Origin of the sequence: Nocardioides aquaticus (assembly GCF_018459925.1) — a bacterium.
In the GTDB taxonomy this organism is placed as follows: Bacteria; Actinomycetota; Actinomycetes; order Propionibacteriales; family Nocardioidaceae; genus Nocardioides; species Nocardioides aquaticus.
Genome location: NZ_CP075371.1, coordinates 160,782 through 174,797, shown reverse-complemented (window position 1 = coordinate 174,797; position 14,016 = coordinate 160,782). Strand labels below are relative to the sequence as shown.

The 14,016-nt window shown below is 67.6% G+C and carries 13 protein-coding genes and 1 pseudogene; 2 read left to right on the top strand and 12 right to left on the bottom strand.

Annotated elements, in window-relative coordinates; genetic code table 11:
- Positions 1 to 14: 14 nt before the first annotated feature.
- Positions 15 to 1,307, top strand: coding sequence for an MFS transporter (locus tag ENKNEFLB_RS00900; RefSeq protein WP_214057482.1), 1,293 nt, complete (start codon positions 15 to 17; stop codon positions 1,305 to 1,307).
- 218 nt (positions 1,308 to 1,525) lie between these two features.
- Here the strand turns inward: ENKNEFLB_RS00900 and ENKNEFLB_RS00895 are convergent, their stop codons facing one another.
- The gene (locus tag ENKNEFLB_RS00895) at positions 1,526 to 1,870 is read right to left on the bottom strand and encodes a metal-sulfur cluster assembly factor (RefSeq protein WP_214057481.1); all 345 of its coding nucleotides are present in this window, start codon (positions 1,868 to 1,870) and stop codon (positions 1,526 to 1,528) included.
- Positions 1,871 to 1,883: 13 nt separating this feature from the next.
- On the bottom strand, positions 1,884 to 2,996 hold the full coding sequence (locus tag ENKNEFLB_RS00890) for an amidohydrolase family protein (protein ID WP_214057480.1): 1,113 nt from the start codon (positions 2,994 to 2,996) through the stop codon (positions 1,884 to 1,886).
- A gap of 282 nt (positions 2,997 to 3,278) precedes the next feature.
- Here ENKNEFLB_RS00890 and ENKNEFLB_RS00885 point away from each other — a divergent pair, with 282 nt between their 5' ends.
- A complete protein-coding gene (locus tag ENKNEFLB_RS00885) occupies positions 3,279 to 4,325 on the top strand; it encodes a 2,3-butanediol dehydrogenase (protein ID WP_214057479.1) in 1,047 nt (348 codons plus the stop codon).
- Positions 4,326 to 4,954: 629 nt separating this feature from the next.
- Here the strand turns inward: ENKNEFLB_RS00885 and ENKNEFLB_RS00880 are convergent.
- The 10 genes and pseudogenes from ENKNEFLB_RS00880 to ENKNEFLB_RS23080 form a co-directional block, all read right to left on the bottom strand.
- A complete protein-coding gene (locus ENKNEFLB_RS00880; RefSeq protein WP_214057478.1) occupies positions 4,955 to 6,145 on the bottom strand; it encodes a lipid-transfer protein in 1,191 nt (396 codons plus the stop codon).
- Positions 6,142 to 6,609, bottom strand: a complete 468-nt coding sequence (locus tag ENKNEFLB_RS00875; protein ID WP_214057477.1) for a Zn-ribbon domain-containing OB-fold protein — start codon at positions 6,607 to 6,609, stop codon at positions 6,142 to 6,144. The genes ENKNEFLB_RS00880 and ENKNEFLB_RS00875 overlap by 4 nt, the downstream gene beginning before the upstream one ends.
- Entirely contained in the window at positions 6,609 to 7,148 is a 540-nt protein-coding gene (locus tag ENKNEFLB_RS00870) for a MaoC family dehydratase (RefSeq protein ID WP_214057476.1), read from the bottom strand. Before ENKNEFLB_RS00870 ends, ENKNEFLB_RS00875 begins: the two co-directional genes overlap by 1 nt.
- Before the next feature lie 39 nt (positions 7,149 to 7,187).
- A complete protein-coding gene (locus tag ENKNEFLB_RS00865; RefSeq protein WP_214057475.1) occupies positions 7,188 to 7,637 on the bottom strand; it encodes a hotdog family protein in 450 nt (149 codons plus the stop codon).
- A gap of 26 nt (positions 7,638 to 7,663) precedes the next feature.
- Positions 7,664 to 9,403 carry a class I adenylate-forming enzyme family protein gene (locus ENKNEFLB_RS00860; protein ID WP_214057474.1) on the bottom strand — a complete coding sequence of 580 codons (1,740 nt, stop codon included), beginning with the start codon at positions 9,401 to 9,403 and terminating at the stop codon, positions 7,664 to 7,666.
- Complete coding sequence (locus tag ENKNEFLB_RS00855; RefSeq protein ID WP_214057473.1) at positions 9,396 to 11,033, bottom strand: flavin-containing monooxygenase; 1,638 nt, start codon at positions 11,031 to 11,033, stop codon at positions 9,396 to 9,398. The genes ENKNEFLB_RS00860 and ENKNEFLB_RS00855 overlap by 8 nt, the downstream gene beginning before the upstream one ends.
- Positions 11,026 to 11,754: an SDR family NAD(P)-dependent oxidoreductase gene (locus ENKNEFLB_RS00850; RefSeq protein WP_214057472.1), complete on the bottom strand. Its 729-nt coding sequence runs from the start codon at positions 11,752 to 11,754 to the stop codon at positions 11,026 to 11,028. The genes ENKNEFLB_RS00855 and ENKNEFLB_RS00850 overlap by 8 nt, the downstream gene beginning before the upstream one ends.
- A gap of 147 nt (positions 11,755 to 11,901) precedes the next feature.
- Entirely contained in the window at positions 11,902 to 13,056 is a 1,155-nt protein-coding gene (locus tag ENKNEFLB_RS00845; RefSeq protein WP_214057471.1) for an ABC transporter substrate-binding protein, read from the bottom strand.
- A 223-nt stretch (positions 13,057 to 13,279) separates the two neighbouring features.
- On the bottom strand, positions 13,280 to 13,870 hold the full coding sequence (locus ENKNEFLB_RS22805; RefSeq protein ID WP_275955979.1) for an ABC transporter ATP-binding protein C-terminal domain-containing protein: 591 nt from the start codon (positions 13,868 to 13,870) through the stop codon (positions 13,280 to 13,282).
- A pseudogene (locus ENKNEFLB_RS23080) lies at positions 13,801 to 14,016 on the bottom strand (ATP-binding cassette domain-containing protein); the annotation flags it as partial. The gene ENKNEFLB_RS22805 and the pseudogene ENKNEFLB_RS23080, both read right to left, overlap by 70 nt.

The window sequence follows — 14,016 nt, the reverse complement described above, 5'->3', positions numbered from 1 at the left end:
GGGATTCGGACCCGGTGGTTGGCGCCACCACCGACGGCGAGCACCACGAGCAGTCTGACGCGCTCGACCGCGCCGGGCTGCGGCATGTCGTGGCGGTGCTCAGCATCGTGCAGATCGTGTCCTGGGGCGTCCTCTACTACACGTTCGCAGCTCTTCAGTCCTCGATCACTGCCGACACTGGCTGGTCCAGCGTCGCGGTTACCGGAGCGTTCTCACTCTCCCAGGTCGTTGCGGGAGGCGTCGGCATCTGGGTTGGCCGTCACATCGACGACGTCGGGCCGCGCGCGGTGATGACCGCGGCCTCGCTCGTCGCCATCCCCGGTGTCACCACCATGGCTTTGGCGCCGAACCTAGCGGTCTTCTACATCGGCTGGGTCCTGACCGGCGTGGCGATGGCCGGGACCTTGTACCCGCCGGCGTTCGCCGCGCTGACTCACTGGGGCGGTGCCCGCCGGGTGCGTGCCCTGACGACCTTGACCTTGGTTGCCGGCCTGTCCAGCACCGTCTTCGCTCCCCTGGCCTCGGCCCTGGACGATTGGCTTGGCTGGCGTCAGGCGTACTTCGTGCTGCTGGCAAGCCTGATCCTCATCACGATCCCGTTGCACTGGTGGGGGCTGAACCGCCCGTGGCGCGGCGCCCACCCCACGACCCATGACCGCACCGTCGCCGCAGTCGACAGGAAGCAGGATGCCGCAGCTACCGCTCGAAGTTCACCGTTCCGGCTGCTGACGCTCGCCAACGCGCTGGCCGCTCTGGCCGTTTTCGGCGTCATCATCAATCTGGTGCCGATGCTCGTCGAGCAGGGGATGAGCAGGAACCTCGCCGCACTCGCACTCGGCTTGGGCGGTCTCGGCCAGGTCATCGGCCGGCTCGGTTATGCCCGGTTCGCTGCCGGGACCACAGTCACGTCACGCGGGGTCATCGTGCTCGCTGCCGTCGCCATCACCACCGCGTCGCTCGCGCTGGCGCCGGACTCCGCTGAGCTGCTGATCGTGCTCGGCATGCTCCTTGGACTTGCCCGTGGCCTCTACACCCTCGTGCAGGCCACGGCCATTACGGACCGATGGGGCCCCACGTCCTACGGCACCCTCAACGGCATCCTCACCGCACCTGCCCTGGCTTCGTCGGCGGTAGCACCCTTCGCCGGCGCGGCACTCGCAGAACTTCTTGGCTCCTACGCCGCCGCCTTCCTCGTCCTCGCCGGGCTCGCGGGAGTCGCCACGCTGCTAATGCTCGGCGCCACACCCAGGATCGGCACTACGTCAGGACTCAACGCTGCCTCGCCCACGACCACCACTGGCCGGTGACTCGACGGCAAAAGGACGCACGGCGACGATTCACACGATGCGCTGCGCCCACGAGTCCGATGCCTCGAGATGCAACCCATCCGCGACGATCGGTACAGACTCGAACTGCGCCGCGGTGACCTGCATGACGCAGGTCACCGCAGCGCGGTTGTTCGCTAACTCCGTGGACCGAGCGAACTAGTTCACTAGATCAATCCCGGTCGACTCGCCCGTCCGGCTCAGGCGTCCGAGGGCTTACGAACGTGCAGCGTCAGTTGGTCTTCACGACGGCGCCGGGCATCGCCACTGATGAGGTCGGGCGACCAATCCAAACCCTGGTCGGTGGTCACAGCCACGGAGCGGACCCCGGGCAATCTGCCGACCAGCTTGACGAGCTCGGACTCCAGGAAGGCGATCATGTGACAGAAGGGCGCGGTCAGGCGCAAGACGATCGCCACATCGCCGTCTTCAGACATGTCGACGGAGCCGATGAGGCCCATCTCGCTGAGCCCCATGGGCGTCCCGCCCGCGACACTGCACGGGTCCTTGATCTTGTCGGCGGCCCGGTGGATCAGCACGAGCATTTCAGTCGATGGTTCAGGCATTGGCGAGCCGATCCTGCTGCACCTTCTCGGCCATCGAGATCGTGGTGTACGGCTCCGGCAGTGTCTCTCCCCGGCCTTCACTGAACTCGTCGTCGGCGATGGCCGCACCGATCGCGTCCAGGTCGAGGTCGTGCAGCCGCGCGTACGTCCCGCTGAGCATGTTCCGCTTGTTCTCCTCAGTGATCTGAGTGACCGCGGCGAACAGTCCGGAGTTGTCGAGCTTCTCCTGCGGGAACTCGAACTTCATGAACGCCTCCAGCCCTGGCTGGGGGTGACAGAGGGTGCCACCGGAGCCCCAGAACAGGCGATCCAACATGGCGTTGCCGCCGATCCGGCACAAGCCGATGAGGATGTCGGCGAAACTGTTCGGCCGGCGCTCCACGATGATGTTCTGAATCTCCATGTTCACGGAGATGTTGCCGAACCGAGCCAGCAGCCAGGCCGTCTCCTCCAAGAAGGCCAGTCCGCCGTGCACGATCTCGAAGTTCAGCCCAGGAAACTCGGTGGCAGCGTTCTCGAGATCGCTGGGGTCGTAGGCGTTGCCGACAGGGATGGGACCGATCGGCACGGCCTTATGCACGGCCACGGTACCGACGCCGAGCTCCTGCGCCTTCTCGTAAAGCGGGTAGATCAACGTGGGGTCGTCCATGCTCCAGGAGACAGGCTTGTGGCCCTGCCAGCTCGTCGGATACAGCTTCAACCCGAGGGTCTTGTCGCCGAACATGTCCCTCTGCTCGGCCATCGACTCAAGGGCTTTGGGGCCAGTGAGCGGGTCAACCACCATGTAGGCCCCGATGAATCGATTGGGGTACTTCTCGATCGCCTCGGCCGCCTTTTCCAGCGAGCAGTAACCGTCCTTGAAAGAGGAGATTGCCAGCGGGTGAAACACAGCTACGTCCGTCCGACTCTCCCGGAAGAGCAAGGCGGCGAGGTCATCGACGGACCAGTTCGAGAGGTACACGTCCTTGCCGAGCTCGTGCCGAACGTCCGGCGAGTTCCGGGCGAGCGCGTAAGCCATCTCGACCATGGAATGGCCGCCGGCTTCATCCGCCCAGTTCTCGGGCGTGTGGTTGTAGGCGTGAGTCACTGCGTCGAGCACGAACATGCCGTCAATCATGGGAGGCCCTTCCAGGGTCATCGAGATGTGGCGTTGCTCACATCGAGCTGGCTTTCGTTGTATCAACGAAATCGACGGGTCGTCAACACTCCTGATGACGCGGTCCGTAACGGCGCCACGAGACATGCTTGATCCGTCAGCACAGGTGTTGACGACGAGGATCTGTGCTGCTAGTAACTAGGCCTCAACATGTGGCCTGGGCCACAGCGCCTCCGTCACACGTCACGACCGTCGGAGGGTCTACCCGTCGATGCGCAGTGAGGACATGCGATGAGAGCAGCCCGGTTCTACGGCAAGGAAGACCTGCGAATCGAGGACGTCCCCGAGCCCGCACCGGGGCCGGGCGAGGTCAAGTTGCGCAACGCCTACACGGGCATCTGCGGCACGGACCTCCACGTTTTCTTCACACCCGAGGCTTCCGGTTTCGACTTCTCCAAGCCCAATGAGCTGACCGGGGCAGCGCTTCCACAGGTATTCGGCCACGAGTTCGCCGGCCAGATCGTCGAGGTCGGCGAGGGCGTCACGGGCCACCATGAGGGAGACAAGGTGGCAGTGTGGCCGCTCCACTCCTGTGGCTCATGCCCGGCCTGCGACACCGGATTGGCCGGTGCATGCCAGCGGCTGGCGTGTCAGGGGATCTCCAGTCCCGGCGGAGGTATGAGCGCGTATACGACGGTGAAGGCCGACAAGGTGTACACCCTGCCCGACTCCGTCGACCTGCGCATGGGCGCCATGGTCGAGCCGATGGCTGCCGCGTGGCACGCAGTCGTCCGCAGCGGCATCAAGCCCGGCCAGAGCGCCCTGATCGCCGGAGCCGGGCCGATCGGGGTCGGTGTTTGGTTTGCTCTCAAGGCGCACGGCGTGGACCGGATCGTCGTTTCCGAGCCGCAGAAGAGCCGTCGGGACGCCATCGTTGGTGTCGGCGCGGACCCGGTCGTCGGCCCCGAGGACGACCTGGCTGACGTGATCGCGTCGACCACTGGCGAGAGGGGTGTTGATGTCGCCTTTGAGGCTGCGGGTGCCGGCGCCGCAGTCAATCAAGCGATCGCGAGCCTTGCACCTCGAGGCACCTTGCTCATCGTCTCGCTTCACGAGAAGGAGTTTGCCTTCAACCCCACTCCGTTCGTATTCGCCGAGAATACGATCATTGGCAGCATCGCCTACCTGCCTGAGGACTTCGACGCCGTGATCGCCGCCATGGCGGAGGGACACTACGACTTCACCGGTTGGGTCAGCGAGGTACCACTCGAGCACGTGTCAGACGCTCTGCAGGAGCTGAGGGCCGGTCAGCACATGAAGGTCCTGGTCAAGTCATAGGCGTGCGACGGTGAGCGACACCGGGACCAGTTCCAGAGGTTCCGTGGTCTCCGACTTGCCGAAACGGCGGCCCATCGAGTGTGTCCCCTGGTCATCACCCGACCTCGCCATAGTCCGAGGTCGCGGCTCGAGGTGGTTGCCAGCGCTTGCCCAGGGCGGATGTAGCGCACGGTGAGGACGTCGATGTCGGCGACGGCGTAGAAGTACGACCCAACCCGCCCCATGGACTAGCGGATCCCTTGCTGGCGGCACAGCTTCGTCAACTCGTTGGCGGTGTAGGTGGCCCGCGGTCTGTGTAGAAGGCGACTCGCTCGGAGTCCTCCTCACGCCAGATCGCCTCGCGCCTACCACGGACCGTGACCGTCATCTTGATCGCGGCACAGGCCAGGTCGGCGTCAGGATGCAGGCCGGTCGCGGCACCGACGAGTCGACGGCTGTTAGGGGTCGATCAGGGTGGCCAGGTACAGCTTCGGGCCACGCTCATCGGGGCCGGTGGGGCCAACCGCGTCCAGCGCTCGAGCTCCTCGCGGTCACCCCTCACGCCGGAGAAGGGCAGGGGCAGGGGCAGACCGTTGACTACACGCCATGCTTTCCGAAGCGAACACTCTGCCTATCCATGACATGCGACACTAGGCCGTGAGCACGACGGACGCTCCGTTGGCACCGAGCCCGAGAACGGCTGACTGACCGACCCGCGCTCCGGGCACCTGGCGACCCACGGCCTCCTTGCGCAGCTGCCAGGCGAGCTCGCAAACCTGTAGGACGCCTTGCGCCGTGGTCGCCTCCCCGAAGGACAGGAAGCCGCCGCTGGGGTTGACCGGGAACGCCCCGTCAAGTCCGAAGTCGCCGCGCTGGAGCATCCAGTCCGACTGGCCGGGCTCGAGGAAGCCGAGGCTCTCGGGCCACGCCAGCACGTGCCACGCCGAGTTGTCGGCCATCTCCAGGACGTCGACATCGGCCGGGCCGATGCCGGCGGCTTGCTGCGCGGCGCGGACGGCGCCGGCCACCTCGCTGGTGTGGACGACAGCGTCGTCGGAGGCCGTCGCGACCGTGGGGATGCGTACCGCGGGGTCACCGAACTGGCCTGTCGCGACGGCGGAGCCGGCCACCCGGATCATCGGCCCGCCACTGCGCCGCGCCTGCTCCTCGGTCCCGAGGATGAGGGCGGCCGCGCCGTCGCTGACGGCGCAGATCTCCAGCAGGTGCAGCGGGTCGCTCACCGTCGGCGAGGCGATCACGTCGTCGATGGTGAGCTCCTTGCGGTAGCGCGCCAGCGGGTTACCCGTCGCGTGCTGGTGCATTTCCACCGACGCCTGGGCGAGTACCTCGGCCGTCGTGCCGAGCTCGTGCATCCGCCGCCGCGCTTCGAGCGCCCAGTAGGCAGGGTTGGTGGCCCCGACGGCGACCCAACGCAGGTAGTCGGTGTCGGTGATGTCGTCAGGGACCCCGGGCGGCCGGGGGATGAAGCCCTTGGGCATGCGCTCGGCGCCGACGGCTCCGATGACGTCGCACTCCCCGCTTGCGACCATGGACGCTGCCGTGTGGATGGCGATCCCGCCGGCCGCGCATCCACCTCCAACGTTGACCGCCGGGATGCCGCTCTCGGCCACAGACTGGAGCAGTTCGTTCGCGTGCAGGCCCCAGCCCAGGCCGCCCTCGAAACGGGAGCTCGCAGCCACCAGGCCCCGGAGGTCTCGCCAGCGCAACCCGGCGTCGCCGAGCGCCGCCGACATGGCCTCGATGGCCAGCTGCAGCTGTGGCTTCTCGGGGAACTTGCCCCACGGATGCGCCCCGACGCCCAGCACGTAGACCGACCTCATTGACTCGTCCCTTCCTCGTACGGTGCGTATGCGTAGGTCAGGACGTCGTGTCCCGCCTCGTCCTCGTAGAGGCGCTCAGTCGCGAGTCGGAGCGGTGTGTCGATCTCCAGGGACTCGAGGTCGACGTCGCTCAGCATGGCCATCACCTTCAGTCCCTCCTCGATCTCGACCAGCCCGATGGCGTATGGCTGCCACGGGCTCATCCGGAACAGCGCGGGTGGCTGGTAGTGCTGGACGGTGAAGCTATGGAGACGACCTCGACGACCGAGGAGCACGCGCTCGACCGTCGTGGCGTCGCAGGCAGGGTTCCGGCAGCCCAGTGCTTGAGGGAAGTAGTGCGCGTCGCACGCGGCGCAGCGCGAGCCGACCAGGGCGACCTGGCCGTCGTCGGTGATCTCGAAGAGGCCTTCGGCCACGGGGATCTGGTGTCCGGCAGCGACCCCGGGCTCGGTCACGTCGGCCATCACAGCGAGAGGATGTCGCGGGTCTCGGACAGGTACAGCGTGGCGTCCTCCACATCGGTCACCTCCACTTCGTGTCGCACGTAGCGCCGGTCCCGCTTGGTGAACTTATCGACCGCCGTGGTCTGGATTCGGACGGTGGAGCCGACCGGGACCGGCTTGTGTATCTGGGTGTCGTGGAAAGTGTGGATCGAACCGATCGCGAACGGCTTGGTGTGGTCAAACTGCACCGAGAGCACGAAGTGCGAGATGAGCATGGGCGGCACGATGGCCCCTCCGAACGGCGACTCACCCTCCATGTGCCACCGGTTCATCAACCAGCCCTCGTACCAGGGATTAAAGTCCTCGACCGCGTCGGCGTAGAGGATGACCAGCTCCGCGCTGAGGTGCAGGTCGCGCGAGAGCACATCGCCGATCGTGACCATGTCCCAGTAGGTCTCGGACTTCTCGTCGAGGCTCGCGACGAACTCCCGGGTCTGGTCGACCTGGACGGAGGTCATGGGACGCAGCGAGTCGGTGGCGGGCACAGAGTTGACGCTCATGGTGTTCCCTTCGGCGGGTGGGTGCGGATGCGGCGGGGCTCAGACATCGACGTCGGCCTCCATCTGCCCGACCGTCTTCTTCTGCCCGTCCTGGTCCTCGGCCCAGATGTCGATGGTGAAGCGGAAGCCGTCGCCCTTAGGCTCCTTGGCCGTGACCACGCCGTGGGTCGTGATGACGTCGTTCGCCTGGGTGGAGGAGACGTACTTGCAGACCATTCGGGCGTTGCGGTAGTAGTTCTCGCCGAGGTAGTTCACGCACATCTCGGAGAGGTAGGCCGTGGACATCTCCCCGGTCTGGATGGGCGCGGCCAAGCCGGTCTCCTGGGCGTAGACGGGGTCCCAGTGGTTGGGGTTGAACCGCCCCCAGAGCCGGGATCCCATGAGTTGGATCAGTGCGCGCTTCTTCACGCCTACGAGCTCGAAGCCCACGGGGGTGCCTCGCGTGATGCGGTCCTTGACGGGAGGTGCCCCGTGGGGGGTGGTCTGCATGGCGCCGAGCCTTTCGTGGGGACGTGTCATGGGGCGGTCGACCGGTCCAGGCCGAGCCGCGTGAGGGCGAGTTCGCGGAGGAGGAACTTACGGGGACGACCGCTGGCCGTGAGGGGGATCTCGGAGGTCTCGACGAAGAGCACGTGCTTGGGCACCTTGAAGCGTGCGAGCTTCTCGGCCGCCATCGCGACGAGCTCGTCGGGCTCCACGTACTCCCCGTCGCGGCGCACGATGCAGGCGGCACCCGCCTCGCCCATCCGGTCGTCTGGCACGGGGACCACGAGCGCCTGCTCGACCCCCGGGTGCTCGAGCAGGACGGCCTCGACGTCGGCCGGCACGACCTGCTCGCCCCCGCAGCGGTAGCAGTCCTTGACCCGGCCCACGAGGTGGACGTAGTCCTCGTCGTCAATCGTCCCAAGGTCACCGGTGCGCAGCCAGCCGTCGTCGGTGAAAGCTGCGGCGGTCGCCTCCGGCTTGTCCCAGTAGCCGCGAGTGACGCCCGGCCCCTTGGCCTGCAGCTCCCCAACCGTGCCGCGACCCAGGTCTCGTCCCGTCTCGGGGCCGACAGCACGGTAGAGGACCAGGCGACCGCCCAGCGCGGGGTCCCCCGCGACGCCGACGTCCCGCAGCCGACCGTTGGTGGTGCGGCGCTTCTCTGGTCCGTCGTCGGGCCTGGTCACCGTGGAGGAGGCCGTGGTCTCCGACATCCCGTACCCGGTGGTCACCTCCTCGCAGGCTAGCTCCGAGTCGATACGGTCCCAGAGCCCCGGCGGGGTCGCTGTGCCCGAGGAGAGCAGGGAGGCTAGCGAGCCGAGGTCCGCGCCGCGCTCGCGCTGCGCGTCCATGACCGCCTGGGTCATCAGGGGAATGGCGAGCATGTCGGTGGCACCGTGGGCCTCGATCGCGTCGAGCGAAGCGACCGGCGTGAAGGAGAGGTGAGGGACGATGGCTCCTCCCACGAACAGGACCGGAAGCATGCCCTCGACATAACCGAAGACGTGGTACATAGGCATCGCGAAGTGGATGCGTCGGCCGTCCTCGAAGCCGCGTCCGTAGGCCGCCCCGTAGGCCGTCCGCAGGAGCATGTCGTGGGTGAGCTGCACGCCCTTGGGGCCACCTGTGGTGCCGGAGGTGTAGAGGATGTCGGCCGTGGCTGCGGGATCCACGTAGGGCAACTCGTCGTCGACGGGCGGGCCGTCCTCAAGCCCGGCGAGGGTCAACGCGTCGGCGCGGCCTGCGGCTCTGTCGTTCTCGAAGATGACGACGGTGCGCAGGGACGGGAGCGTTCTGCCACCACCGTGGCGCTCCCAACCGGGCGCGAGGTCGTCGAGCATCGCCAAGTAGTCGAGCTCGCGGTGGCGCGCCATGACGATGAGCGCGGCGGCCTGGGACTGCTCCAGGACGTAGGCCAGCTCGTCGCGCCGGCTCAGGAAGTTGATCGGGACGGCGGTGCCTCCCACCCGCGAGATCGCGAACTTGCAGGCCACGAACTCGGGGTAGTTGGCCATCTCCAAGCCGACGTGATCGCCGCGTCCGATGCCCAGGCCCGCCAGGCCCCGGGCCAAGACACGCGACCACTCCTGGATCTGCGCGTAGGTGAAGGTCCGGTCGTCGGTGATCACATAGGGTCGGTCGGCCCAGCGCTCTGCGGCGGTGTCCAGGGCCCCGTGCAGGGTCGTGGGCTCCCAACGGGGATGGCGCGCCTCCAGCTCTGCGCGCCGCTGTGCGAGCGGCGCGAGCCGGCGCTCGGTCATGGCCTCAGGCATCGCTCATGCTCCTGGTGAAGGCGAAGCCGGCGTAGTCCTCGGCGGCACACTCCTCGAGGATCTTGCGGTAGTTGCGCAGGCCTCCGGCGTACATCATGAACACTCTGGGCTTCCCGGGCACCTCGTCGCCCATGTAGTAGGAACGTGCGAGCGGGTAGAGCGTCTGGGCAGCTCTCTGGTTGACGTGAGCCACCCACTGGGCCTCGGCCGCCACCTCGACCTCGACCTCGCGCGCTCCGCGCCGGTCCATGTCAGCCAGCATCTCCGCGATCCAGTCGACGTGGAGCTCGATGCCGACCAAGACATTGATGAGGAGAGCAGGGCTGCCCGGCCCTGCGACCACGAACATGTTGGGGAACCCGTGGATCCCCAGGCCGAGGTGGGTGACCGGGCCGGAGGCCCACTTCTCCTGCAGCGTCACGCCGTCGCGACCGACCACCCTCGGTCGCAGCAGCGAGCCGGTGAGGGCGTCGAAGCCGGTGGCGAAGACCAGGACGTCGAGCTCGTGGGTCTCACCGCTCTCGGTCCGTAACCCGGTGGGGGTCATTCCCTCCAGCGGGTCGGACGCGATGTCAACCAGCGTCACATCGTCGCGGTTGAAGGTCTCGAAGTAGCCGTCGTCGACGACGGGACGCTTAGCGCCGAACGGGTAGCCGCGGGGTGTGAGGAGCTCTCGGGTCTCGGGGTCCTCCACTAACCCGGCGATCTTCTCGCGGACGAAATCGGCGGCGGTTTCGTTGGCCTCGAGATCGACCAGGATGTCGCGGAAGGTCAGGCTGAAGCCGAAGCCGGCGCCGTTCCAAGCGTCCTCGAAGGCCTCCACACGCTCGGCTTCGGGAACCTCGAGCGCCGATTCCTTGCGCGGCTTGAAGCCCAGACCGCTGGGCGACTGCCGGATGCGGCGACGTCTCTCGGCGTAGCTGGCCTTGACCTCGGCGTCGCGCACGTCGCTGATCTCGTGGTGCACGGCCGGCACGCTGTAGTTGGGGGTGCGCTGGAAGACCGTGACGTGCTCGGCCTCGCGGGCGAGGATCGGGATGGACTGCATGCCGGAGGATCCGGTGCCGATCACGCCGACCCGCAGCCCGGTCAGGTCCACAGGGTCGCGTGGCCAGGTGGCCGTGTGCAGGATGCGTCCACGGAAGTCCTCCGCACCCGGCAGCGTCGGCTGCTTGGTGGAGGAGAGGTTTCCTACCGCCCAAACCACGAACCTGGCGTCCCAGCGCTCGCCGCCCTCGGTGCGGATGTCCCACCGACCGCGCTCCTCGTCCCACACGCACTCGGTCACCGTGCGGCGCAGGTGGACGTCGCGGCGCAGGTCGAACCGGTCGGCCACATGCTCGATGTAGCTCAGGATCTCTGGCTGCCGCGCGTAGCGCTGGGTCCACCGCCACTCCTGCTCGAGCTCGGGGGAGAAGGAGTAGGAGTAGTCGTAGCTCTCGATGTCGCAGCGCGCGCCGGGATAGCGGTTCCAGTGCCACACGCCGCCGATGCCGTCGCCGGCCTCGAGGACGGCGACGCTGCGGCCCTGCGAGCGCAGCGTGTGCAGGGCCCGCAGACCGGCGAACCCCGCTCCGACGACCACCACGTCGACCTCGGCGGAGGCGCTGAGGATGCCGGCCTCAGACATGTGACCCTCCGCCGGTCATCGGGGACCGCGGCGCGACGCTGACCAGACTGTTGACGGCGGTTAGCCCCCCGTCGACGGGGATCACGACGCCGTTGAGGTAGCTGCTCTCCGGCCCGGCGAGGTGAGCGACCACGGACGCCACCTCCGCGGCGGTGGCCGGACGACCCAGCGGCAGGCTGGAGGCATAGGCGCCGTCGAGGTGCTCGGTCATGGGAGTCTCCACGATGCCCGGCGCCAACGTGTTGACCCGGATCCCGAGCCGGATCAGATCGGCGGCCCACGCGCGGCTCAGGGCGAGGACGGCGCCCTTCGAGGCGGTGTAAGCGTCCCGCTTGGGGATGCCGGAGACGGCGGCCATGCTGGCGATCGTCACGACAGACCCGCCCTCACCCATCAGGGGTGCGAAGGCTCGCAGGGTGAGCATGGTCCCGGTGACGTTGACGGCCCAAGTCCGGTGCCAGACGTCGTCCGAGACCGAGGTGTAGCGGTCGTCGTCGCGGTCCCAGATTCCGGCCGCGCACACGAGAGCGTCCACCCTGCGCCCAACGAGGCCCGCTGCCGCCCTCGCGAGCTGGTCCTCACTGGTGACGTCGGCGCTTATGATGCCCGGGCCCTCGATCCGGTCCACGCCGACCACCTCCCACCCGTCGCGCTCCAGCCGGGCGACGACGGCGGCGCCGATTCCCGACGCCGCGCCGGTGACGACGGCGACGCCGCTCATCGGGGCTCCCCCGTCGCGTTGGATGCCGGCACTTCGTCGCGATTCTTCATCCTCGACCCACCTTTTACTCTTGAGCGGCAGTTCGGCCGCGGTGGCCGGCCCACGTCGGACCGGTAGGCGGGGAGCTCGGAGGGCTCCCCCGGATAGCTACTCGGTCTCGGGCAACGTCTCGTAGTCAGTGACAGCCGCAAGGTCACCGTCCCGCACCTGATACATGGCCGACTTCGTCGCCCCTGCGTGTGTCTCGTCGTTCCACGTCACTGACGGCGTCAGGCCGTAAGCCTGCTCGGCACCCTCGAGCGCTGCCGCGAAGGTCTCACGCGTAAGCTCCTGGTCGCCTTCGGTCGCCTCTTCGACGCCGGCGATGATTGCGGCGGCGAAGCTCGACGCGGACTGCGCCGACTGCGCCTCCAGCGACTCGGGGCAGGCGTCCTGCATGATCTCGAGGTAGTTTGCGACGCCCTTGTCGTTGGTCTCGGTCAGCGGGGTGGCGAACTGCGAGATGTAGGTGTCCTCGGCCAGACTGCCGGCGAGGTCGAGATAGCTGGGCGTGTAGGCCGGGAACCACGAGACCCACGTCGGCGAGTAGCCGATGGCGTCACTGGCCTTCTGCAGGGCGGCCAGACCGGTGTCCAGCAGGTTGGAGTAGACCACCGGCGCCCCAGAGGACTTCAGGGTCTGCGCCTGGGCCGCGTAGTCGGTGTTGGTCGCCGCGATGGCCTCGCTCGCCACGACGGTGCCGCCATTGGCCTCCATGTAGGCGGGAAACGCCTCCGCCGCCGGCTCGCCTGCCTCGGAGTTCAGGTACGCGATAGCAGCCTCGGTCTCGCCCAGCTCGTCGATGATGAATCGCGCCCCGCCCGCGGCCTCGCGCCCATAGTCGGGGTTGATCCCGAACATGGCTTCGTACTCGGGCGGCGTGAAGACCGCACCGTCCGCCGTGGCCATGATGGGGATGCTGCGAGGCTGGATCGCCGGCAGCGCCGCGTTCATGGTGGCAGTGCCGTCTGTCAGCATCAAGAAGACGTCCTCGGAGACGAACTCGCGGGCGATGTTGGCCGCGCGGCTGGGGTCGTACTGATGGTCACGTGAGACCACGTTGAAGGTGTAGCCGTTGACGCCACCCTCCTCGTTGGCCGCCTCGAGGTAGGACTCGACCGTGCAGGTCATGCCCTGTCCAGAGGTCGCGGCGGGACCGCTCAGGATCGCCGAGATGCCGACCGTGACCTCCTGGTCATCCGAGATCCCCGAGTCGCCGCTCGAGGCGCCCCCTCCCCCGCAGGCCGAGGTCGCGAGGCCCATGACGCCAACCATGGCGACCAAGCTGATGCGTGCTGACATGTCGTCTCGATTCCTGAGTTCACTGGGTGGATGAGTGCGGTCGTCGCCTCTTGCTACGTGACGCTGGCGTGACCCTGTTCTGACGTTAAGTGACCCTCGTCATATCTGTCAACGACTGTGTTGACGGTCAAGATGTAGCTCGCCCTGGGTCGCCGCGGCTGCGAGGATCCCTGGAAGTTGGAGGTCAGACGGCGTCGGCGCCGAGGTAGGCCGCCACGACGCGAGGATCCGTCGCGACCTCGGCGAACGGCCCCTCGGCAATGACCGCGCCCGTGTCCAACACGTAGACCCGCTCGCACAGCTCCCTGACCGTCGGCATGTCGTGCTCGATGAGCAGCACCCCGCACCCGAGGCGGTCGAGCCCGTCGACGAGCACGCCGAGGAAGGTCTCGGTCTCGCTGAGCCCGGCTACCGGTTCGTCGAGGAGCATGAAGCGCGGTTCGCGGACGAAGGCCCGGCTCAGCTCCACCAGCTTGCGCACGCCGTAGGGCAGTGAGCCCGCCGGGACCGAGGCGTACTGCTCAATGCCGAAGGTGGCCATCGCGGACCGGGCCCGATCCCGTCGCTGCCTGGTCGCCGCCCTCCCCCTCGCCGCAGCGGACGGTCGAGTGCCGTCATCACGTTGTCGAGCACCGACATTGAGTCGAAGAGCTCCAGATTCTGGAACGTGCGCCCAATCCCGCGACTCGCTCGGGCGGGTGCCGAAAGCCGCGAGATCGACTTCCCGAAAAGGTCGACCTCGCCGGAATCGGGGGCCAGGCCGCCGGCGATGCAGTTGATCAACGTCGTCTTCCCGGCGCCGTTGGGGCCGATCAGCCCCACCCGGGTGCCGTCCGCCACGTGGAGGGAGACGTCCTTGAGAGCATGGATACCCCCGAACCTGATTGAGGCGTTCCTGACGCTCAGCGCGTGCGCCACCAT